This window comes from Candidatus Kosakonia sp. 282A-S69, assembly GCF_029433855.1.
In the GTDB taxonomy this organism is placed as follows: domain Bacteria; phylum Pseudomonadota; class Gammaproteobacteria; order Enterobacterales; family Enterobacteriaceae; genus Kosakonia; species Kosakonia cowanii_A.
Map to the genome: position 1 here is coordinate 1,041,444 of NZ_JAROAU010000003.1, position 21,034 is coordinate 1,062,477.

Below are 21,034 nucleotides of genomic sequence, written 5' to 3' on the forward strand. Positions count from 1 at the left end.
ATATGAAACGACTGACTCCCGCTCTGCTGGCGGTATGCCTCGCTGCCACTTTTTCTGCCAGCGCAGTGACCACGCGCCCATTTACCCGGATGCCCGCCGACTTTATTAAAGGGGCGGATATCTCCACGCTGCTCGATGCGGAAAAGCAGGGGGCGAAATTCTATAACGATAAAAACCAGCCGCAGGATGCGCTGGCTATCCTGAAAGCCAACGGCGTCAACTATGTGCGTCTGCGGCTGTGGGTCGACCCGAAAGATGCGCAGGGTAATGCCTACGGCGGCGGCGATAACGATCTCGCCACCACCCTGGCGCTGGCAAAGCGAGCAAAAGCGCAGGGCATGAAGCTGCTGCTCGACCTGCACTACAGCGACTTCTGGACCGATCCGGGTAAGCAGTTCAAGCCGAAAGCCTGGGAGAAGCTCGATTATCCGCAGCTGAAAACCAGGGTGCATGATTACACCCGCGACACGATTGCACAGTTTAAACAGGCGGGCGTGTTGCCGGACATGGTGCAGATCGGCAATGAAATTAACGGCGGTATGCTCTGGCCGGAGGGCAAAAGTTGGGGGCAGGGCGGCGGCGAGTTTGACCGGCTGGCCGGGCTGCTCACTGCTGGAATTGAGGGCGTTAAAGAGAACCTCACCCACGGCGAGCAGGTGAAGATCATGCTGCACCTCGCCGAAGGAACCAAAAATGACACCTTCCGCTGGTGGTTTGATGAGATCACCAAACGCAACGTGCCTTTCGATGTGATTGGCCTGTCGATGTACACCTACTGGAACGGGCCGATCAGCGCCCTGCAGGCCAACATGGATGACATCAGCAAGCGCTACAACAAAGATGTGATCGTCGTCGAGGCGGCTTACGCCTACACGCTGGCGAACTGCGATAACGCGGAGAACAGCTTCCAGGCGAACGAGGAGAAAGCGGGCGGCTACCCGGCCACGGTGCAGGGGCAGTACGACTATGTGCACGATTTAATGCAGTCGGTCATCAATGTGCAGGGCCAGCGCGGCAAGGGCATCTTCTACTGGGAACCGACCTGGATTGCCGTGCCGGGCAACGGCTGGGCAACGCCCGCCGGCATGAAATATATCAATGATCACTGGAAAGAGGGCAATGCGCGTGAAAACCAGGCCCTGTTTGATTGCCAGGGAAAAGTGCTGCCGTCAGTGAAAGTCTTTAATTAATTTTCGTGTTGTAAATTTCAGGAATGAATAATGAATAAATTTGCGCCTTTAAGCCCGAAGGTCGTCTCGCTATTGCATGGCGCGGACTATAACCCGGAACAGTGGGAAAATTATCCCGGTATTATCGATAACGATATTGCCATGATGCAGCAGGCAAAATGTAATGTGATGTCGGTCGGTATATTTAGCTGGTCGAAACTTGAGCCGCAGGAGGGGGTATTTAATTTCGCCTGGCTTGATGAGGTGATTGAGAAATTATATGCCGGCGGAATTCATATATTCCTCGCAACGCCGAGCGGTGCGCGTCCGGCCTGGATGTCGCAAAAATACCCGGAAGTGCTGCGCGTCGGGCGCGATCGCGTGCCTGCGCTACATGGCGGCCGCCACAACCACTGCATGAGTTCGCCGGTCTACCGTGAAAAGACGCTGAAGATCAATACGCTGCTGGCGGAGCGCTACGGGCAGCATCCGGCGGTGCTCGGCTGGCATATCTCCAACGAGTATGGCGGCGAGTGCCACTGCGATTTATGCCAGCAGACCTTCCGCGACTGGCTGAAGGCGCGCTATCAGACGCTGGAGGCGCTGAATCACGCCTGGTGGAGCGACTTCTGGAGCCACACCTACAGTGACTGGTCGCAAATCGAGTCCCCTGCGCCGCAGGGCGAACTCTCCATTCACGGTCTTAACCTCGACTGGCGGCGTTTTAACACCGCCCAGGTGACCGATTTCTGCCGTCATGAAGTCGCCCCGCTAAAGGCCGCCAATGCGGCGCTGCCGGTGACCACCAACTTCATGGAGTACTTCTACGATTACGACTACTGGCAGCTTGCTGAGGCGATCGACTTTATCTCCTGGGACAGCTACCCGATGTGGCACCGCGATAAAGACGAAACCCAGCTTGCCTGCTACACCGCCATGTATCACGACATGATGCGCACGCTGAAAGGCGGCAAGCCCTTCGTGCTGATGGAGTCAACGCCGAGCGTCACCAACTGGCAGCCGACCAGCAAGCTGAAAAAGCCGGGAATGCATCTCCTCTCTTCGTTGCAGGCGGTGGCGCACGGCGCCGATTCGGTGCAGTACTTTCAGTGGCGCAAAAGCCGTGGCTCGGTGGAGAAGTTCCACGGCGCGGTGATTGATCACGTTGGCCACCTTGATACCCGCGTTGGCCGTGAAGTCTCCGCGCTCGGTGAGATGCTCAGCAAGCTGACCCCGGTGATGGGCTGTCGCACCGAGGCGCGGGTCGCGATTATCTTCGACCAGCAGAACCGCTGGGCGCTGGATGATGCGCAGGGGCCGCGCAATAAAGGCATGGAGTATGAAAAGACGGTTAACGAACACTACCGGCCCTTCTGGGAGAAGGGCGTGGCGGTGGATGTGATTAATGCCGATGCCGATCTCAGCCGCTACCATCTGGTGATCGCCCCGATGCTCTATATGGTGCGCGACGGCTTCGCTGAACGCGCCGAGAGCTTTGTCGCCAGTGGCGGTCACCTGGTCACTTCCTACTGGAGCGGTGTGGTTAATGAGAGCGATCTCTGCCACCTGGGCGGTTTCCCCGGCCCGCTGCGCAACCTGCTTGGCATCTGGGCGGAGGAGATTGACTGTCTTGACGACCACGAACGTAACCTGGTGCAGGGGCTGGCGGGCAACGAAGCGGGCCTGCAGGGGCCCTATCAGGTGCGCCATCTCTGCGAGCTGATTCAGCTTGAGGGCGCGCAGTCGCTGGCAACCTACCGGGATGATTTCTATGCCGGTCGCCCGGCGGTGACGGTCAACGCCTTCGGCAAGGGCAAAGCCTGGCATGTCGCCTCGCGTAACGATCTGGCGTTCCAGCGGGACTTCTTCGCCAATCTTATCGATACGCTGTCGCTGCCGCGTGCGCTTCACGTTGAGCTGCCGCCGGGTGTGGTGGCTACCGCGCGGGAAGATGGCGAACAGGCATTCGTCTTTATTCAGAACTTCACCGCCCAGACGCAGAGCATCACGCTGCCGCCGGGTTATCACGACTGCCTGAGCGAGGCCTCCGTCAGCGGTGTGCTGGCGCTCAAGCCCTGGGATTGCCGCGTCGTTCGCCGCGACGCGTAAGCCCACTCTGTACGCCTGCCCATTGGGGCAGGCGTTTTTTTATCTGCTGATTACGGAGACCTGCGATGGTAAGCCTTAAATCCTTCCTGCATTACTTCTCTGAGGCCAAACCGGCCACCCCGCTCAGCGAAGCTGAGATATTGAAAATTGAGCGACTGGCGGCGGCCTTTGGCGGCGAGACGAATATTGAACAGATTGATGCCTGCCTGACACGCCTGCGCGTCACGGTAAGTGATTTAACCCGCGTGGATTCCCAGGCGCTGCAGGAGGAGGGCGCGCTGGGCGTCATTATTCTCGGTCAGCAGGTACATGCTATTTTCGGCAAGCAGTCTGACGCGCTGCGTAAATTACTCGACGAGCGTTTTTCGTCCCGTTAGCAATAAAAAAGGGATACCCGCAACGGGTATCCCAAATAAACAATAACGAACGCAGTAGCAATATAAACCTGCAAGGGTCGGAGATAAATAACGAGGTTAATTACATACTCTTTTTCAAACGATAAATATAACGGCGATTTACCACCAGGCTTCCACCTGTACACCAAAGTTCCAGGTATTATTCCTGGTGCCATCTTCAAACGCTTTACCATTTTCAGAGTCGTTTAGATAAGAGGCGAAGAGGCGCAGTTCCGGACGCGACATAAAATCGGAACCGTCGGCAAGGCCCAGCGCGATAGTGTACTTCTCGCCGCTCTGCTTATAGTGAGTGCCGTTTTTGTAGTTATCCTTCTGGTAGAAGCCGCCCACTTCACCAATCAGGCGCACATATTCGGTGAACTGGTACTGCGCGCGACCAACCAGCGACACCAGGCGGGATTTGTCGGTAAACGCAGTGGTATCTTCGGCCGCGCCGTAGGTCAACACATGGTTGAGGGAGAAGCGGTCAGTGATCGGGATCAGCCCGGTATTGATCACGCGATAGCCGGTAGCGTCATTGACATCGTTCCACATGTCATACCAGCCGCCCCCCTGCGACACCATATTCTGCGCCAGCCCTTTGTTGGCATACTGCAACACCAGCTTGTTGTAGCCACCGAGCATATCCTGGCTGATTTCACCGGTCAGCATCACGCCATCATCCGCGTCATACAGCCCGCCGTAGGCTTTCTGCTTTTTGGTTGGGTTCGGCATGGCGTAGTCGATACCAAACTCCGTCCACGCGCCCGCCCACGGTTTCCAGCCCGCATAGCGCAGGTCGAGATAGTTAATGTTGACGTCATTGTCGTTATCGACGCGGTAATCCACATCATTGGCATCGCCGCGGATCCACGCAAAAGAGACGGCGCCCGGCCCGAAGGTGTAGTTTTCGATCCCCGCGCCGGAGCCGGAGATATTCCAGTATTTGGTATCGATAATGTGCAGATCGTGGCGCTGATAGTAGCGCTTGCCGCCCCAGATCACCGCGTTGGGATCGTTGGGGATCAGCCCTTTGATTTGCAGATTCAGCTGGCGTAAGCCGAACTGCGCATCGTCGCCGATAGTGGTTTCGTTATCATTCGAGCCATCGGAGACCATGCTGACCATGCTGTCGAGGTAAAAGCTGACGTCATCTTTTTTGTAAACTTCCGAGCCCAGCTCGAGTTCGCCGTAGGTGTCGGATTCATTACCCAGACGACCAATCTTATTTTTCTGCCACTCCACCTGGCCGCCATCGCCCGACACGCCCACGCCGCCGCGCAGGTAGCCGTGAAAATCGATGGGGACCGATGTGGCCGCCATCAGCGAGGTTGAGGTCAGCGCGGCGGCTAACGCAAGAGAGAGTGTGCGTAGTGGAGTCTTCATCGTATTCCTCTTATTGTTTTGTATTACGTTCACATAATCGCAGTCATAAAATGCTTAAATGTAAAAACAGGCAAACTGACGATCTAAAATGTGTGATTAACTGCAAATAAATCAGCGTTTTTTGTTACAGGTAGAGAATTTGTTCACATTTATGCGTATTGTGAGCGTGATACTTTTTTACTACTAAAACGGCGAGGAAATGAGCGGTGAGCGTTTTTTTTGATCTGCCCTGTTACAATTGGCGCATAACAACATAAGGAACCGGACCATGAAGTCTAAAAGCGCGACGTTAGAAGACGTTGCCCGCCATGCGGGTGTCTCCTATCAGACCGTGTCCAGGGTACTCAATAAATCTGCCAATGTATCCGAAGCCACGCGTCTCAAGGTTGAGAAAGCGATAGAGTTGCTGCGTTATGTGCCGAACCGGCTGGCGCAACAGCTGGTCGGTAAGCAGAGTCAGACCCTCGGGCTGGTGACCACCTCGCTGGCGCTGCATGCCCCGTCACAGGTGGCGGCGGCGGTGAAACGCTATGCCAATCTCGATGGTTACCAGGTGCTGATCTCAATGATTGATGAGAACGTCAATCATGATATCCAGTCGGCCATCAACGAACTGAAGTCACAGCTGGTTGATAAGGTGATCATTAACGTACCGCTGGAGACCGATGAGGCTCAGCGCATTGCTGCTGATAATGATGATATTGTTTGCCTGTTCCTCGATGTTGACCCTTACAGCTCGGTGTTTAATGTTTCGTTCAACCCGGCGGACGGCACGCGTGCGAGCGTTAAACATCTTTATGATTTGGGGCACCGGGATATCGCCCTGCTGGCGGGCCCGGAAAGCTCCGTCTCGGCAAAGCTGCGGTTAAAAAGCTGGGTTGATACTCTCAATAGCTACGGCCTGAAACCGGTGAAGGTGTTCCACGGCAACTGGGATGCCCAGAGCGGTTACGCCGGGGCGCTGCAGATGCTGCGCGAAACGCCCAATTTTACCGCCGTGCTGGTCGGTAATGACCAGATGGCCCTCGGCGTACTGAGCGCGTTTCACCAACACCAGATTGCCATTCCAGGGGAGAAATCGGTGATCGGTTATGACGACACCTATGAAAGCTCCTTCTTTCACCCGTCGTTAACCACTGTCTCGCTGGATCTTGATTTACAGGGGAAAGAGGCGGTGCGTCGCCTGCTCGACAGCGGTCACGGCGACGCCGCCCGCGGTTCATCGGTGCTGCCCGCACGCCTGATTGTTCGTCACTCCACCGGCGCACCGCAGACGCAGAGCGCTAACCTGCAGGAGATCGCGGAGCAGTTGCAGGCCATTGCGCATAAACTGATGAAATAACAGGAAAAGGTAATTGGCTTTTTTCAGAAAAAGCCCACCTGGGCGTGGTCAAATTTTAGTGATATTTAGAGGGACAGAACGCAAGCCAGGGAGGCAAATCCTTCATGATCGATACGACCACGCAACGCAAAACAAAGAACACCCCCACGCCGCACGATGCGGCATTCAAACAGTTTCTGACCAACCCGACGACGGCGAGGGATTTTATCGAACTGCATCTGCCCGCACATTTACTGGCACTCTGCGATTTACGCACGCTCAGGCTGGAGTCGGGAAGTTTCGTCGAAGAGAACCTGCGGGCTTATTACAGTGACGTGCTCTACAGCCTGAACACACGCGCAGGGGAGGGGTATATCCATGTGCTGATTGAGCATCAATCCACTCCCGATCACCATATGGCGTTTCGGTTAATGCGTTACGCGATTGCCGCGATGCAGAGACACCTTGATGCTGGGCATAAATCGCTACCGTTAGTTATTCCCCTGCTTTTTTATACCGGAAAGCGCACCCCTTATCCCTGGTCAACGAACTGGTTGGAGCTGTTTGTCAGCCCGACAACCGCACAAGAGCTATACAGCAGCAGTTTTCCACTCGTTGATGTCTCGGTGATACCGGATAACGAAATAATGAATCACCGCAGCATGGCGGCGCTGACGCTGTTACAGAAACATATCCATCAGCGCGACTTAAGCGAAATTCTTGATCGGCTCGCGACTCTGTTGGTGAACGAACACATCACACGACAGCAATTAGCTTCGCTGATAAACTACCTGGTGTATGCTGGCGAGACAGCAGATGCGCACGCCTTTGTGCGTGAACTGGCGCTGAAGGCACCACAGCATGAGGACCAATTGATGACAATTGCACAGCAGCTTGAACAAAAAGGTATCGAAAAAGGCATTGAACAAGGCATTGAACAAGGCCTTGAGCTTGGCGAGCAGCGCGGTATCGAGAAGGGGCGCAAAGAAGAGGCGCTCCGCATCGCCCGGGCGATGCTGCAAAACGGCCTCGATCGCAGCACGGTGATGAGCATGACCGGGCTTACCGAAGCGGAGCTGGCGCAGATTCGCCATTGAACGCGTAGGCAAATGCGCATTTACACCGTCACCTGTCAGCATTAAGCTACTTAACGGTTTCACCACAATTTATTGATGTTATGACTCGGGGTGCCCTTCTTTGTGAAGGCTGAGAAAAACCCGTATTACCTGATCTGGATAATGCCAGCGTAGGGAAGTCAGATGCCTGCCCGGCATCCCTTCTTCACGCCGGGCAGGAGCAAAAAAGATGCAACCTGACCTGCTTGATCCTGTGCACGCTGCACACGCGTTACAGCAACTCCGCACACACTCTCCCCTGGTTCACTGCATGACGAACGACGTCGTGCAAACCTTCACCGCCAACGTGCTGCTCTCGCTCGGTGCCTCGCCAGCGATGGTAATCGATAGCGAAGAGGCGCAGCAGTTCAGCGCCATCGCCGATGCCTTGCTTATCAATGTCGGCACGCTGACGCGCGAACGCGCTGAAGCGATGCGCGCCGCCATTGAGAGCGCCAACCGCGCACAAACCCCCTGGACACTCGACCCCGTTGCCGTTGGCGCACTCACATTCCGTTCCCGCTTCTGCCGGCAACTCCTCGCTCTGCGACCGGCCGCCATTCGCGGCAATGCCTCTGAAATCCTGGCTCTGGCCGGTATGTCATGTGGCGGGCGCGGCGTCGATACCACCGACAGCGCACTGGCGGCTCTGCCCGCGGCGCAGCAGCTGGCGCAACAGACCGGCGCAGTCGTGGCGGTGAGCGGTGAGATTGATTACATCACGGATGGTCGCGAAACCCTGAGCGTCAGCGGCGGCGATCCGCTGATGATCCGCGTGGTCGGCACCGGGTGCGCGCTCTCGGCCGTGGTGGCCGCCTGTTGCGCCCTGCCCGGCGAGCGCCGGCTTAACATTGCCTCAGCCTGCCGGATAATGAAGCAGGCGGGCAGCCGCGCGATGCAGCAGAGCGCTGGCCCTGGCAGTTTCGTTCCCGCCTTTCTTGATGCGCTGGCGGTAGACGGGGAGGGGGAGTGATGAAACGGATTAATGCCTTAACCATTGCCGGCACCGACCCGAGCGGCGGGGCGGGGATCCAGGCGGATTTGAAAACCTTTTCGGCGCTGGGCGCTTATGGCTGCTCGGTGATCACCGCGCTGGTGGCGCAAAACACCCGCGGCGTGCAATCACTCTTGCGCATTGAGCCTGAGTTCGTTGCCGCCCAGCTGGATTCGGTGCTGAGCGATGTGCGCATCGACACCACCAAAATCGGCATGCTGGCGGAAACGGATATTGTGGAAGCGGTGGCGGAGCGGCTGCGCCATTACCGGGTGCGCAATGTGGTGCTCGACACGGTGATGCTGGCGAAAAGCGGCGATCCGCTGCTATCCCCATCGGCGGTTGCCTCCCTGCGCCAGCATTTACTGCCGCAGGTTTCGCTTATCACGCCCAATCTGCCGGAAGCGGCGGCGCTGTTAGATGCGCCCCACGCGCGCAGCGAGCGGGAGATGCATCAGCAGGGCGAAGCCCTGCTGGCGCTCGGTTGCGAGGCGGTGTTAATGAAAGGCGGTCATCTGGAGGATGCGCAAAGCCCTGACTGGCTCTTCACCCGTGACGGCGCGCAGCGCTTTACCACCGCGCGGATTGCGACAAAAAATACCCACGGCACAGGCTGTACGCTCTCGGCGGCGTTGGCAGCGCTGCGGCCGCGCCACACCGGCTGGGCTGAAACGGTTGGAGAGGCGAAAAAGTGGCTGACCGCTGCGCTGGCGCAGGCCGATACCCTTGAAGTGGGTGAGGGGATTGGCCCGGTTCATCACTTCCATCAGTGGTGGTAAATCAGAAACCGAAACGTGCCAGCAGAATAAGCTGAAAAAAAACCTGACGGTGGACATTCTGGCGCCAGAGTACCAGGCTTAGTTTGCCCATCGCCAGGCAAGGTGGGTAAGGACAATCCAATTCGCGAAGCGCAAGCTTACGGGAGCATTGTAATGACTGATATTGTGCAGTTACTTGGCAAAGACGCCGACAGCCTTCTGCAACACCGTTGCATGACCATTCCTGCTGACCAGCTCTATCTGCCCGGACAAGACTACGTCGACCGCGTGATGATCGACAACAACCGCCCGCCTGCGGTGTTGCGAAACATGCAGACGCTCTACAACCACGGGCGGCTGGCAGGCACGGGGTACCTCTCCATTTTGCCGGTCGATCAGGGTATTGAGCACTCGGCAGGCGCGTCGTTTGCTGCCAATCCGCTCTACTTTGACCCGAAAAATATTGTCGAGCTGGCGATTGAGGCGGGCTGTAACTGTGTGGCATCAACCTACGGCGTGCTGGCTTCTGTCTCTCGCCGCTATGCCCACCGCATTCCGTTCCTCGTGAAACTCAACCATAACGAAACCCTCAGCTACCCGACCACCTATGACCAGACCTACTACGCCAGCGTCGAGCAGGCGTTCAATATGGGCGCGGTGGCGGTCGGTGCGACCATCTACTTTGGCTCGCCGGAATCCCGTCGGCAGATTGAAGAGATCTCCGCCGCCTTTGAGCGCGCGCACGAACTGGGGATGGTCACGGTGCTGTGGGCCTATCTGCGCAACTCCGCGTTTAAGAAAGATGGCGTCGATTACCACGTTTCAGCGGATCTCACCGGCCAGGCAAACCACATTGCCGCCACCATTGGCGCGGATATCGTGAAGCAGAAGATGGCGGAGAACAACGGCGGCTATAACGCGGTGAAATTCGGCTATACCGATGAGCGGGTCTACAGCAAGCTAACCAGCGACAACCCGATCGATCTGGTGCGCTACCAGTTAGCCAACTGCTATATGGGGCGGGCGGGGCTTATCAACTCCGGCGGTGCTTCCGGCGGCGAGGCGGATCTCACCGAGGCTGTGCGTACGGCGGTGATCAATAAACGTGCCGGCGGCATGGGGTTGATCCTGGGTCGTAAAGCGTTCAAGAAAACGATGGCCGACGGCGTGAAGTTGATTAACGCCGTGCAGGATGTCTATCTCGACGAGAAGATCACCATCGCCTGATCCCGGTCGTTACCCCTTTCCGCCAGGAAGGGGGTTTTCTCTCTCCTGCGCCACTTCCCCCCACGGACTCCGATCACATTTCCGTAACCTTTTGTGAAAAGTATCACGCATCCTTGTGCGCATGCCCAAAAAATGGTCGCTGCTTAGCGCTATTTGTCCGAGGATGTGACCAGATTTTGTGCATATATTTTGTTCTGAAACAGCTTTTCAAAACTCAAGGATACGCAATGAAAATTGAATCTGTAAACGTCACCGTCTTTCAGCACCCCACGCGACGGGTCTCTGACAGCGCCGGGCACTCCCATCCGGGGCCGGAGACACAGGCGAAGATGGCGATGTTAACCATCACCGCGGACGATGGCAGCACCGGTTACTCATTCGCGCCACCGGAAGTGGTTCGTCCATTCGTGCTTACTGCGTTCTTCCGCAAAGTGATGGTCGGCCAGGATCCCTTTAACCGCGAGCGCATCTGGCAGGATCTGGTGCACTGGCAGCGCGGCAGCGCCCATCAACTGACCGAGCGCGCGCTCTCGTTCGTTGAGCAGGCGCTGTGGGATTTGATTGGTCGCAAGCTCAATATGCCGGTCTATAAGCTGCTCGGTGGCTACCGCGATAAAGTCCCGGCTTACGGCAGCACCATGTGCGGCGACGATCTCGAAGGCGGTCTCTCCACGCCGCAAGAGTACGCGGCTTTTGCCGAAACGCTGGTGGCGCGCGGCTATAAAGCGATCAAGCTGCACACCTGGATGCCGCCAGTGAAATTTGCCCCAAACCCGAAAATGGATATCAAAGCCTGCGCCGCGGTGCGTGAGGCGGTCGGGCCCGATATCGATCTGATGATTGATGGCTACCACTGGTACAGCCGTACCGAAGCGCTGTGGATTGGTAAGGAGCTGGAGAAGCTCAACTTTGCCTGGTTTGAAGAGCCGATGGAGGAGGAGAGCATGTCCTCTTATGCCTGGCTTGCCGGGAATTTGTCGATCCCGATTATCGGCCCGGAGAGCCTCGGCGGAAAACACCACAGCCGTGCTGACTGGGTAAAAGCGGGTGCCTGCGACATCCTGCGCGCCGGTGCGAACGGCGTGGGCGGCATTTCACCGACGCTAAAAGTGGCGAATCTCGCCGAATCCTTCGGCATGGATTGCGAAGTGCACGGCAATGGTGCGGCAAGCCTTGCGGTTATCGGTGCGATCCGCAACTGCCGCTGGTATGAGCGTGGCCTGCTGCACCCGTTCCTCGATTACGATCAGCCCGCCGCCTATCTCAACAGCATCGTTGACCCGATGGATGATGAGGGATTTGTGCATCTGCCGCAGCGCCCGGGACTCGGGGAGGATATCAACTTTGCCTTTATCGAAGCCAACACCGTCAGCCACGACTGAACAATAACAATGCCCGGGAGCACTGACTTTCGGGACACGTAGGCCGGTTTGGGAGCTGATTCCCGCCGGTAAAACGTACCCTACAGGCGACAGAGAGATGAAAAAAACCTCCCGCGTGGGCGCGTGCGTACTCGCGCTCTCGTTGATGGTGGGCAGCGGCGCGGCATACGCAAAAACGCCGCCCGATCAGCTCATCATCGGCATGAACATGAACAATCTACTGACCCTCGATCCGGCGGCGATGACGGGTAACGAAGTCGTCGGTATCGTCGTCAATCTCTACGACTCGCTGGTGGAGCTGGATGCTAACGAGCTGACTAACGTCAAACCGGCGCTGGCAAAAAGCTGGAGCATCAGCCCGGATGACAAAACCCTGATCTTTCATCTGCGCGACGACGTGAAATTTCACTCTGGCAACCCCTTAACCGCAGAGGATGTGGTCTGGTCGATGCGCAGGCTTCTGCACCTTAACCTCGCGCAGGCGTCGGTATGGAAATCCTACGGTTTCAGTAAAAAGAATATCGACCAGCAGATCAGCGCCCCGGACCCCTACACGGTAGAGATCAGGCTGCCGAAAGCCAATGATCCCCAGCTGGTGCTCTACTCCCTCGGCGCGCTGGGCAATCTTGGCGTGCTCGACAGTAAAACGGTGCAAGGTCACGCGGTAAATAACGACTGGGGTAACCGCTGGCTGACCACCAACGAAGCTGGCTCCGGGCCCTTTATGCTGGAGACCTGGCAGGCGAAAGATGTGCTGCGCATGAAGCGTAACCCCCACTACTGGCGCGAAGAGCCGAAGCTGAGCCGCGTGGTGCTACGCCATTTTCAGGAGTCGCAAACCCTGCGCCTGATGCTGGCGAAAGGGGATCTCGATATTGCTAACAACATGGCGGTATCGGATATCAATGCGCTGCGAAAAGATCCCAACGTTACCGTCGAGGCGGTGCAGAAGGGCACGGTCTATTACGTGGCGATGAGCATGAAAGAGCCGCACTTCGCCAACCCGAAGGTACGCGAAGCGGTGCGCTACCTGATTGATTACCAGGGTATCAATAACGCGCTGATGCCGGGCTACGGGGTGTTGCACCAGCGGCCGATTAAAGCGGGAATGCCGTCGACGCTGCCGGACCCCGGCTACCGGCTCGATATCCCACGCGCTAAAAAGCTGCTGGCGGAAGCGGGCTACCCGCAGGGCTTTGACACCACGCTGCGCGTGCTGGCCGATCAACCGTTTCTTAATATCGCCATTGCCGTGCAGTCGACGCTGATGCAGGCGGGCATCAACGCCAAAATCATCACCGGCACCGGGAACCAGATCTACGGTGCGATGCGTGAGCGTAAGTTCGACATGCTGGTCGGGCGCGGTGGCAGCGGCGTCGAACCGCACCCGCACTCCAGCCTGCGAGCGCTGGTCTATAACCCCGATAACAGCGACGAAGCCCGACTGACCAACTTCCAGGGCTGGCGTACCAGTTTTTATGACAAACCGCTCAACGAGATGATTGACCAGGCGCTGCTGGAGCGCGATCCGCAGAAACAGAAGGCGGATTATCAGCAAATTCAGGTGCGTTATGACCAGCTGATCCCGGCGCTGATCCCGCTGTCACAAATGGTCGATTCGGTGGTGGTGCGCAATGAGGTGAAAAACTTCCAGTCCCATCCGTCGGCAACCACCTTTCTGCGTGAAGTCTACAAACGCGACGGCGCTGAAGGAGAGAAACCATGAGTATGCTACTGCTTGCCCCCGGCTCGCGGGCCCGGCGGGTGTCGACGCGCCTCACTCAGGTGGCGATCACCCTGTTTGGGCTGCTGCTGCTGACCTTCTTTATTGGCCGCGTGATGCCGGTCGATCCGGTGCTGGCGATAGTCGGCCCCGATGCCGATCACAGCACCTACCAGCAGGTTTACCACCAGCTCGGCTTTGATCAGTCGTTGATGACGCAGTTTGGTATCTACCTTAATAACCTGCTGCACGGCAATTTGGGCAATGCGCTGCTGACCGGCAAACCGGTGCTGGACGATATTCTGCGCGTCTTCCCGGCGACGCTGGAGCTGGCGACCTTCGCCATTATCGTCGGTGCCGGCCTGGGCATTCCCCTTGGCGTGCTGGCGGCGGCACGGCGCAACAGCGTGGCGGACTACGTGGTGCGCATCATCAGCCTTGCCGGTTACTCGACGCCGATTTTCTGGGTCGGCATGATGGGGCTGCTGCTGTTTTACGCCTGGCTCGGCTGGGTCGGCGGCGCCGGACGGCTCGATCTGGGGCTCGATGGCCTCGTGCCGCGTCGCACAGGCTTGATTACCGTCGATGCGCTGCTGGCGGGCAACGGTCAGGTGTTCTGGAATGCGATTAACCACCTGGTGCTACCCGCCTCGCTGCTGGGTTTTCACTCGCTGGCCTATATTAGCCGCATGACGCGCAGCTTTATGCTGGCGCAACTCTCGCAGGAGTTCATCATCACCGCGCGGGTAAAAGGGCTGACCGAGCGGCAGGTGATCTGGAATCACGCCTTTCGCAATATTCTCGTTCAGCTCTTGACGGTGGTGGCGCTGGCCTACGGCTCGCTGCTGGAAGGGGCGGTGTTGATCGAAACGGTCTTCTCCTGGCCCGGTTTCGGCTCCTATCTCACCGGCAGCCTGCTGCTCGGGGATATGAATGCGGTGATGGGCTGCGTGCTGCTGGTGGGGGTGATCTTTGTGCTGCTGAACCTGCTTTCCGACATGCTCTATCAACTCTTTGATCCGAGGACGAAATCATGACGGTCTCCTTCGATTCGCCTGTTGCGGTCGCCCGCCGCGAGCGCAGCCAGCGCATTAAGCGTGGCCTGGGGCGCACGGCGGGGTTTATCGGTAAAATGGCGCGCAACCCGCTGACTGCCATTGGCGGCAGCATTCTCCTGCTACTGCTGATTGTGGCGATCTTCGCGCCGCTGATTGCCCCTTATCACCCACTGGTGATGGATCTCAACAACGCCCTGAGCGCGCCGAGTGCCGCCCACTGGTTCGGCACCGATGAGTTCGGGCGCGATATCTTCAGCCGTCTGGTCTATGGCTCGCGCATTACGCTCTATATCGTGCTGCTGGTCTCCGTCACCGTTGGCCCGCTTGGTCTGCTGCTTGGCGTCACCGCCGGTTACTTTGGCGGCAAAGTCGATATGGTGCTGATGCGCGTCACCGATATCTTTATCTCCTTTCCGAGCCTGGTGCTGGCGCTGGCGTTTGTCGCGGCCCTCGGCCCCGGTCTTGAGCATGTGGTGATCGCTATTACGCTCACCGCCTGGCCACCCATTGCGCGGCTGGCGCGGGCGGAAACCCTGTCGCTGCGCCAGGCCGATTTTATCTCGGCGGTGCGGTTGCAGGGCGCTTCGCCGCTGCGCGTGCTGTGGCGACACATTGTGCCGCTCTGCCTGCCGTCGGTAATTATCCGTATCACCATGAATATGGCGGGCATCATTCTGACCGCCGCCGGGCTTGGGTTTCTCGGCCTTGGCGCGCAGCCGCCCGATCCGGAGTGGGGGGCGATGATCTCCAGCGGGCGCACCTACATGATGGAGTGCTGGTGGGTAGTGACCATTCCGGGGCTGGCGATTTTGATCAACAGCCTGGCGTTCAACTTCTTAGGAGACGGTTTACGTGACATCCTCGATCCCCGCAGCGAATAACTCGCCGCTTCTCGATGTGCGCAACCTGCACGTCGATTTCGTCAACGCCGGCGCGATCACCCATGCGGTGCGCGGCGTCTCGTTTACGCTCGGTCAGGAGAAGCTGGCGATTGTCGGCGAATCCGGCTCCGGTAAATCCACCGTCGGGCGCGCCCTGCTGCGCCTGCATCCGGCAAAAGCGCGGATCACCGCCGAGCGCATGCAGTTTGGCGATATCGATCTGCGCCAGGTTACCGAGGCGCAGATGCGCCAGGTGCGAGGTAAACGTATCTCGATGATTATGCAGGACCCGAAATACTCCCTGAACCCGGTGGTGTGCGTTGGCGATCAGATTGCGGAAGCCTGGCTTACTCATCATCCGGGGCAAAAAAAGGCGGCAAAAGCGAAAGTGCTGGAGATGCTTGATGTGGTGCGTATTCGCCAGCCGGAGCGGGTCTACCACCTCTACCCCCATGAGATTTCCGGCGGGCAGGGGCAGCGTATCATGATCGCCATGATGCTGATCACCGACCCGGAGTTAGTGATTGCCGATGAGCCGACCTCCGCGCTGGATGTGTCGGTGCGTTTGCAGGTTCTGGGGCTGCTGGACGATCTGGTCAAATCGCGCGGGCTGGGGCTGATTTTCATCAGCCACGATATCAACCTGGTGCGCAGCTTCTGCGACCGCGTGCTGGTGATGTACGCCGGGCGGGTGGTGGAGTCTATCGCCGCCAAAGATCTCGATAACGCGCAGCACCCCTATACGCAGGGGTTGATCCACGCCCTGCCGGAGATTCACAACCGTCGTCCGGTGCTGCCAGTGTTGCAGCGCCAGGCCAGCTGGCTGGGCGAGTGAGGAGAGCCATATGATTACTGTAAACCACCTGAACCTGGCGTTTGGCGAAGGGGAGAAGCGCAACCAGGTGCTGAGCGATGTCACCTTTGCCGTGCAGCCTGGGGAGATTTATGGCCTGGTGGGCGAGTCGGGGTCGGGCAAAACCACGGTGCTGAAGTGCCTCGCGGGGCTTTTTACCCACTGGGATGGCGAACTGGCGATTAACGGTCAGCGGCTGGAGAAGCGCCTCCGCCGGCCGCGCTGTCGGCTGGTGCAGATGGTGTTTCAGGACCCTTACGGCTCGCTACATCCGCGCCATACGATTGGCGATATTCTTGAAGAGCCGCTGCAAATCCACGGCATTAACGATCGCGACCGGCGCATCAACACGCTGCTGGATAAAGTTGGCTTAAGCCGCGCTTTTCGCGAGCGCTACCCGCATCAGCTCTCCGGTGGACAGCGTCAGCGCGTGGCGATTGCCCGGGCGCTGATCCTGGAGCCGCGGGTGCTGCTGCTTGATGAGCCAACCTCGGCGCTGGATGTCTCGGTGCAGGCGGAGATCCTCAATCTGCTGGCGGCGCTGCACCAGGAGTCGCAGTTAACCTATCTGATGGTGACGCACGATCTGGGGGTAATTGCCCATCTCTGCCAGAAGGTGGCGGTGATGCAGCATGGCAAGATCCTTGAAACCTTAACGGTGGAGGCGCTGGTCAGCGGGGCGGCGCAATCGGATTACACGCAGATGCTGGTGAACGCCAGCCAGCAATATAGCCGCGAGATGGCACGCGAGGTGGCGGCGTATTAAGCACCGATTGCCGGTAATAACGCTGCTGAAACCGCGTAGGCCGGATAAGCGTTTACGCACCATCCGGCAATCATTTCGGCATGTTGCACTGGTGGAAGGGTTCCGTTCACCAGGCGTGTGGCAGAATATTTTTATCACCGGTGCGGTGAACGGGACAAGGGGAGCTGCCGCGCTCCCCTTGTCAATCCCCGCGGCCCCGCGAGGAAATCGGTGCTGCGCACTACGCTCACCTCCCGCGAGCCTGACGGCGGCCGGCTCGACTCGACATCCTGTCTCGGTTCGCCTCTGTCCGCCATCCATGGCGTCCAGACCTTGTCATTCACGCTTCGGTTCGCCGATTTCAGCGGGGACACAATCCCTCGCTGTCATATTGCAGATAAAAAACGCACCAGTATCGCTGAAAGCGCGTTTTGGTAGGCCGGATAAGGCGCAGCCGCCATCCGGCAAAGGTGTCGCAGAGATAATGCCGGATGGCGCGTAAACGCTTATCCGGCCTACGGTTTAGGTTCACCGATAAAACTTATTTTAATAACGGACAATCCGGCGGGAGTCGGCACTGCAACGCACTGGGGATCACCTCCATGCGGAAATGCTCACCGCGCAGCGGTTCGCCGTCGAGGTTAAAGGTGATCTCATGGGGCGCGCTGATCTCAAACCACGCTGAGTGGCCGTCGATAATATGCGGATTATCTTCCTCCTGCTGAGTCAGCGTGGTGAAGAGGGCGGGAATAAGCTCATCGCCGGTAAAAATCCTCAGCTGCAACTGCCCGTCATTAATCAGCGCCTCCGGGCAGAGCTGCTGACCGCCGCCGGCCTGGCGACCATTACCAATGCCGATCACCAGCGCATCGCCCTCCCAGTGAAAATCCTCGCCGCGAATCACACAATGGTCAGATTTCAGCATATCCATGCGCATCAGGCCGTGGATAAGATAGGAGACGCCGCCGAGCGCGGCTTTCAGTTTTTCCGGCGTTTCGCTGGTTATTCGCGTACCGAAACCGCCCGTTGCCATATTGATAAAGCAGGTCTCGTTATTCACTTTCGCAATATCAATCGGCACCGCTTTACCGACAATCGCCAGCTGCAAGGCTTTATCCAGCGCTTCCGGGATGGCGGTACTGGTGGCGAAATCATTGGCGGTGCCCAGCGGCAGGATCCCCAGTGCCGGTTTATGCTCTCCCGGGCAGTTAACCAGCGCGGTCGCCACCTCATTGATGGTGCCATCGCCGCCGCCAGCGATAACCGTGGCGACGCCAAGCTGCTGCGCTTCTGCGACATAGCGCGCGGCATCACCTTTTTCCCAGGTGACGCGCACCTGAATTTCCATACCCTCATTGCGCAGCAGATTTATCGCTTCGCGCAGCTGCTCGTCACCGGCGCTTTTGCCGTTAAGGATCAATAAGCTTGTGGGAAATGTACTCATTCTCTTCGTCCTGACAAAAAATCCATGACGAAAGTGTATCTCAGGAAAAGCGAAGGCGTGGAAAAAGCAGATAAAGGGAGAAAAAAATAAGCCTGCGTAAGGGAGATTACGCAGGCTAAGGAGGTGGTTCCTGGTACAGCCAGCATTTATGGGTTATGTTTTTTCAGCGGAGTGCATAATAACCGTATTAAACGTGGCGGTGTGTGATCCGATTCTAAGAATCTTCGCAGCGTAAAAATAACCCTGCTAAATTACTTTTCGTGCGGATTTCTTGTCGTCTGACCAGTGAAATTACGCATCAAAAGCGCGTACTCCAGAGGCATATCCTGGGGCACCGGCAACCACACGGTATAACCATCTCCCGGTGCCACGGACATCGCTTCACCTTTGCCGCTCTCCATCTGCTCCAGCGTAAAGTTGACGTTACCCTGCGGCGTCATCAGTTCGAGGCTATCGCCCACGGAGAACTTATTTTTCACCCGCACCGCAGCGAGGCAGCCTTTACGCTCGCCGGTGAACTCGCCGACAAACTGCTGGCGCTCAGAGAGCGAGTAGCCGTACTCGTAATTCTGGTAATCATCGTGGGTATGACGACGCAGAAATCCTTCGGTGTAACCGCGGTGCGCCAGCCCTTCCAGCGTCTCCAGCAGTGAGGTATCAAAGGGTTTGCCCGCGGCGGCATCATCAATCGCTTTGCGGTAGACCTGCGCGGTGCGCGCGCAGTAGTAGAAGGATTTGGTGCGGCCTTCGATCTTAAGCGAGTGCACGCCCATCTGCGTCAGACGCTCAACGTGGGCAATCGCGCGCAGATCTTTTGAGTTCATGATGTAGGTGCCGTGCTCATCTTCAAAGGCGGTCATATACTCGCCCGGACGCTGCGCCTCCTCAATCATAAACACCTTATCAGTCGGCGCGCCGACGCCGAGGGTCGGCTCAACGTTCTGTACCGGGATCGGCTCGTGAACATGCACGATATTGCCAACGGCGTCCTCTTTCCCCTCCTGCACGTTATACTCCCAGCGGCAGGCGTTAGTGCAGGTGCCCTGGTTCGGATCGCGTTTGTTGATATAGCCCGACAGCAGGCAGCGCCCTGAGTAGGCCATGCACAGCGCGCCGTGGACGAAGATCTCCAGCTCCATCTCCGGCACCTGGGCGCGGATTTCGGCAATCTCCTCCAGCGACAGTTCGCGGGAGAGGATCACGCGCGTCAGCCCCATCTGTTTCCAGAATTTCACCGTCGCCCAGTTGACGGCGTTGGCCTGTACGGAGAGGTGGATCGGCATCTGCGGGAAGTGTTCACGAACCATCATGATAAGCCCCGGATCGGACATAATCAGCGCGTCCGGCCCCATCTCCACCACCGGTTGCAGATCGCGGATGAAGGTTTTCAGCTTGGCGTTGTGCGGCGCGATATTCACCACCACGTAGAACTGCTTACCGAGCGCGTGGGCTTCGTTAATGCCGATCTGCAAATTTTCGTGATTGAATTCGTTATTACGCACGCGCAGCGAGTATCGCGGCTGGCCGGCGTAAACGGCGTCCGCGCCGTAAGCGAAAGCGTAACGCATATTTTTCAGCGTTCCCGCGGGGGAGAGAAGTTCCGGTTTAAACATGATGATCTCATTCTGATGACAGGTCAGATCGCCCCATTCTCATGGGGCGGCAGGGGAGTTCCCCTGAATTTAGGGCGGGAATTGTAGCGCTGCGCGCCGGGGGAGTAAACCGGCGTCTCAGTTGACGCGCAGATAGGTGCCGTCGGCGCTGACGTTATGGCCAAAAGCGCAGTTGTCGGGATTGTCGGTTTTAACGGCGAGGCTTTTTCCATCGGGCGAAAGCGCCAGCGAAATCGTACAGGTCGTGCCGAGATCCGAAATAACGATATCGCCTTTACCCGCTTTGAGCGTCACTTTTTCACTGAACTCGCCGATGTTCGGCCCGGAGTAAAGCCCCATCAGACCGTAGTAGGCACCCTGCCAGTCGGCTTTGTAGGTGTCGTTGCCCTGCGATGTCAGCTTCAGGATCTGGAAGTCGCTGCGCCCGGAGTATTGCCAGTACTCGCCGGCAGGCGAGGTTGGCTTCGGTAGCGCGTCAAGTTTGTCCTGAATGCGCGACAGATTATATTTTGACTTCTCGTCATCCGGCATGATGGTCAGCCACGCCTGCGCTTTGCGGTACTCACCCTGGCGGATCCAGGTCAGCGCCACGTTGTTGTAGGCGGTAGCCTGTAGCACATCCTGGAAGTTCTGGTCGCTGGCATCGCACTGCTCCTGCCAGGCGGCCTGCTGCTCGAACGCTTCCCGCGCTTTCGGGTAGTTTTTCGCTTTGTAAAATGTCTCGCCCTGTTTGGCGTAGCTGCTGATTTTGGCGCAGTCAGCCTTAATTTGCGCTTCGGTAATCTCTGCCTGGCAACCGAAGGCCGCGAATATCAGCGCCAGCGCGCCGTAAGTAAATTTCCTCACCATCCCTTCCTTATA

18 protein-coding genes and 1 riboswitch are annotated in these 21,034 nt (G+C 57.8%); of the genes, 14 read left to right on the top strand and 4 right to left on the bottom strand.

Annotated elements, in window-relative coordinates; all coding sequences use genetic code 11:
• Positions 1-2 precede the first annotated feature (2 nt).
• The 3 genes from PU683_RS10605 (at position 3) to PU683_RS10615 (ending at position 3,655) form a co-directional block, all read left to right on the top strand.
• On the top strand, positions 3-1,190 hold the full coding sequence (locus PU683_RS10605; protein ID WP_277171425.1) for a glycoside hydrolase family 53 protein: 1,188 nt from the start codon (positions 3-5) through the stop codon (positions 1,188-1,190).
• A gap of 30 nt (positions 1,191-1,220) precedes the next feature.
• Complete coding sequence (locus PU683_RS10610) at positions 1,221-3,278, top strand: beta-galactosidase (RefSeq protein ID WP_277171426.1); 2,058 nt, start codon at positions 1,221-1,223, stop codon at positions 3,276-3,278.
• A 65-nt stretch (positions 3,279-3,343) separates the two neighbouring features.
• Positions 3,344-3,655 carry a PTS sugar transporter subunit IIB gene (locus tag PU683_RS10615; RefSeq protein WP_277171427.1) on the top strand — a complete coding sequence of 104 codons (312 nt, stop codon included), beginning with the start codon at positions 3,344-3,346 and terminating at the stop codon, positions 3,653-3,655.
• A 138-nt stretch (positions 3,656-3,793) separates the two neighbouring features.
• On the opposite strand, the gene PU683_RS10620 is transcribed toward PU683_RS10615, so the two are convergent.
• Entirely contained in the window at positions 3,794-5,059 is a 1,266-nt protein-coding gene (locus PU683_RS10620; RefSeq protein ID WP_277171428.1) for a maltoporin, read from the bottom strand.
• A gap of 268 nt (positions 5,060-5,327) precedes the next feature.
• Between PU683_RS10620 and PU683_RS10625 the strand changes: the two genes are divergently transcribed.
• The 11 genes from PU683_RS10625 (at position 5,328) to PU683_RS10675 (ending at position 17,137) form a co-directional block, all read left to right on the top strand.
• Positions 5,328-6,401, top strand: coding sequence for a LacI family DNA-binding transcriptional regulator (locus tag PU683_RS10625; RefSeq protein ID WP_277171429.1), 1,074 nt, complete (start codon positions 5,328-5,330; stop codon positions 6,399-6,401).
• A gap of 104 nt (positions 6,402-6,505) precedes the next feature.
• The gene (locus PU683_RS10630; RefSeq protein WP_277171430.1) at positions 6,506-7,477 is read left to right on the top strand and encodes an Rpn family recombination-promoting nuclease/putative transposase; all 972 of its coding nucleotides are present in this window, start codon (positions 6,506-6,508) and stop codon (positions 7,475-7,477) included.
• 76 nt (positions 7,478-7,553) lie between these two features.
• Positions 7,554-7,650: riboswitch (TPP riboswitch) on the top strand.
• Between the two features lie 35 nt (positions 7,651-7,685).
• On the top strand, positions 7,686-8,468 hold the full coding sequence (gene thiM / locus PU683_RS10635; RefSeq protein WP_277171431.1) for a hydroxyethylthiazole kinase: 783 nt from the start codon (positions 7,686-7,688) through the stop codon (positions 8,466-8,468).
• Positions 8,468-9,268 (top strand): bifunctional hydroxymethylpyrimidine kinase/phosphomethylpyrimidine kinase, encoded by an 801-nt coding sequence (gene thiD, locus PU683_RS10640; protein WP_277171432.1) that lies wholly within the window; start codon positions 8,468-8,470, stop codon positions 9,266-9,268. The genes thiM and thiD overlap by 1 nt, the downstream gene beginning before the upstream one ends.
• 153 nt (positions 9,269-9,421) lie before the next feature.
• Positions 9,422-10,474, top strand: a complete 1,053-nt coding sequence (gene fbaB / locus PU683_RS10645; RefSeq protein WP_277171433.1) for a class I fructose-bisphosphate aldolase — start codon at positions 9,422-9,424, stop codon at positions 10,472-10,474.
• Between the two features lie 227 nt (positions 10,475-10,701).
• A complete protein-coding gene (locus tag PU683_RS10650; protein ID WP_277171434.1) occupies positions 10,702-11,856 on the top strand; it encodes a mandelate racemase family protein in 1,155 nt (384 codons plus the stop codon).
• Positions 11,857-11,953: 97 nt separating this feature from the next.
• Positions 11,954-13,582, top strand: a complete 1,629-nt coding sequence (locus PU683_RS10655) for an ABC transporter substrate-binding protein (protein ID WP_277171435.1) — start codon at positions 11,954-11,956, stop codon at positions 13,580-13,582.
• Positions 13,579-14,616 (top strand): ABC transporter permease, encoded by a 1,038-nt coding sequence (locus tag PU683_RS10660; RefSeq protein ID WP_277171436.1) that lies wholly within the window; start codon positions 13,579-13,581, stop codon positions 14,614-14,616. Before PU683_RS10655 ends, PU683_RS10660 begins: the two co-directional genes overlap by 4 nt.
• A complete protein-coding gene (locus tag PU683_RS10665) occupies positions 14,613-15,518 on the top strand; it encodes an ABC transporter permease (RefSeq protein WP_277171437.1) in 906 nt (301 codons plus the stop codon). Before PU683_RS10660 ends, PU683_RS10665 begins: the two co-directional genes overlap by 4 nt.
• Positions 15,490-16,353, top strand: coding sequence for an ABC transporter ATP-binding protein (locus tag PU683_RS10670; RefSeq protein ID WP_277171438.1), 864 nt, complete (start codon positions 15,490-15,492; stop codon positions 16,351-16,353). The genes PU683_RS10665 and PU683_RS10670 overlap by 29 nt, the downstream gene beginning before the upstream one ends.
• Before the next feature lie 10 nt (positions 16,354-16,363).
• Entirely contained in the window at positions 16,364-17,137 is a 774-nt protein-coding gene (locus tag PU683_RS10675; protein ID WP_277171439.1) for an ABC transporter ATP-binding protein, read from the top strand.
• A 520-nt stretch (positions 17,138-17,657) separates the two neighbouring features.
• Here PU683_RS10675 and yegS read toward each other — a convergent pair.
• From yegS to PU683_RS10690, 3 genes are all read right to left on the bottom strand, one after another.
• Entirely contained in the window at positions 17,658-18,560 is a 903-nt protein-coding gene (gene yegS / locus PU683_RS10680; RefSeq protein ID WP_277171440.1) for a lipid kinase YegS, read from the bottom strand.
• A gap of 251 nt (positions 18,561-18,811) precedes the next feature.
• Positions 18,812-20,173, bottom strand: coding sequence for a prephenate-dependent tRNA uridine(34) hydroxylase TrhP (trhP, locus tag PU683_RS10685; protein ID WP_277171441.1), 1,362 nt, complete (start codon positions 20,171-20,173; stop codon positions 18,812-18,814).
• A 117-nt stretch (positions 20,174-20,290) separates the two neighbouring features.
• On the bottom strand, positions 20,291-21,022 hold the full coding sequence (locus PU683_RS10690; RefSeq protein WP_277171442.1) for a tetratricopeptide repeat protein: 732 nt from the start codon (positions 21,020-21,022) through the stop codon (positions 20,291-20,293).
• Positions 21,023-21,034 lie beyond the last annotated feature (12 nt).

Excerpts from the sequence above, each read along its gene's own strand:
- PU683_RS10605 (WP_277171425.1), top strand. The coding sequence starts at position 3 with ATGAAACGACTGACTCCCGCTCTGCTGGCGGTATGCCTCGCTGCCACT.
- PU683_RS10610 (WP_277171426.1), top strand. The coding sequence starts at position 1,221 with ATGAATAAATTTGCGCCTTTAAGCCCGAAGGTCGTCTCGCTATTGCAT.
- PU683_RS10615 (WP_277171427.1), top strand. The coding sequence starts at position 3,344 with ATGGTAAGCCTTAAATCCTTCCTGCATTACTTCTCTGAGGCCAAACCG.
- PU683_RS10620 (WP_277171428.1), bottom strand. The coding sequence starts at position 5,059 with ATGAAGACTCCACTACGCACACTCTCTCTTGCGTTAGCCGCCGCGCTG.
- PU683_RS10625 (WP_277171429.1), top strand. The coding sequence starts at position 5,328 with ATGAAGTCTAAAAGCGCGACGTTAGAAGACGTTGCCCGCCATGCGGGT.
- PU683_RS10630 (WP_277171430.1), top strand. The coding sequence starts at position 6,506 with ATGATCGATACGACCACGCAACGCAAAACAAAGAACACCCCCACGCCG.
- thiM (WP_277171431.1), top strand. The coding sequence starts at position 7,686 with ATGCAACCTGACCTGCTTGATCCTGTGCACGCTGCACACGCGTTACAG.
- thiD (WP_277171432.1), top strand. The coding sequence starts at position 8,468 with ATGAAACGGATTAATGCCTTAACCATTGCCGGCACCGACCCGAGCGGC.
- fbaB (WP_277171433.1), top strand. The coding sequence starts at position 9,422 with ATGACTGATATTGTGCAGTTACTTGGCAAAGACGCCGACAGCCTTCTG.
- PU683_RS10650 (WP_277171434.1), top strand. The coding sequence starts at position 10,702 with ATGAAAATTGAATCTGTAAACGTCACCGTCTTTCAGCACCCCACGCGA.
- PU683_RS10655 (WP_277171435.1), top strand. The coding sequence starts at position 11,954 with ATGAAAAAAACCTCCCGCGTGGGCGCGTGCGTACTCGCGCTCTCGTTG.
- PU683_RS10660 (WP_277171436.1), top strand. The coding sequence starts at position 13,579 with ATGAGTATGCTACTGCTTGCCCCCGGCTCGCGGGCCCGGCGGGTGTCG.
- PU683_RS10665 (WP_277171437.1), top strand. The coding sequence starts at position 14,613 with ATGACGGTCTCCTTCGATTCGCCTGTTGCGGTCGCCCGCCGCGAGCGC.
- PU683_RS10675 (WP_277171439.1), top strand. The coding sequence starts at position 16,364 with ATGATTACTGTAAACCACCTGAACCTGGCGTTTGGCGAAGGGGAGAAG.
- yegS (WP_277171440.1), bottom strand. The coding sequence starts at position 18,560 with ATGAGTACATTTCCCACAAGCTTATTGATCCTTAACGGCAAAAGCGCC.
- trhP (WP_277171441.1), bottom strand. The coding sequence starts at position 20,173 with ATGTTTAAACCGGAACTTCTCTCCCCCGCGGGAACGCTGAAAAATATG.
- PU683_RS10690 (WP_277171442.1), bottom strand. The coding sequence starts at position 21,022 with ATGGTGAGGAAATTTACTTACGGCGCGCTGGCGCTGATATTCGCGGCC.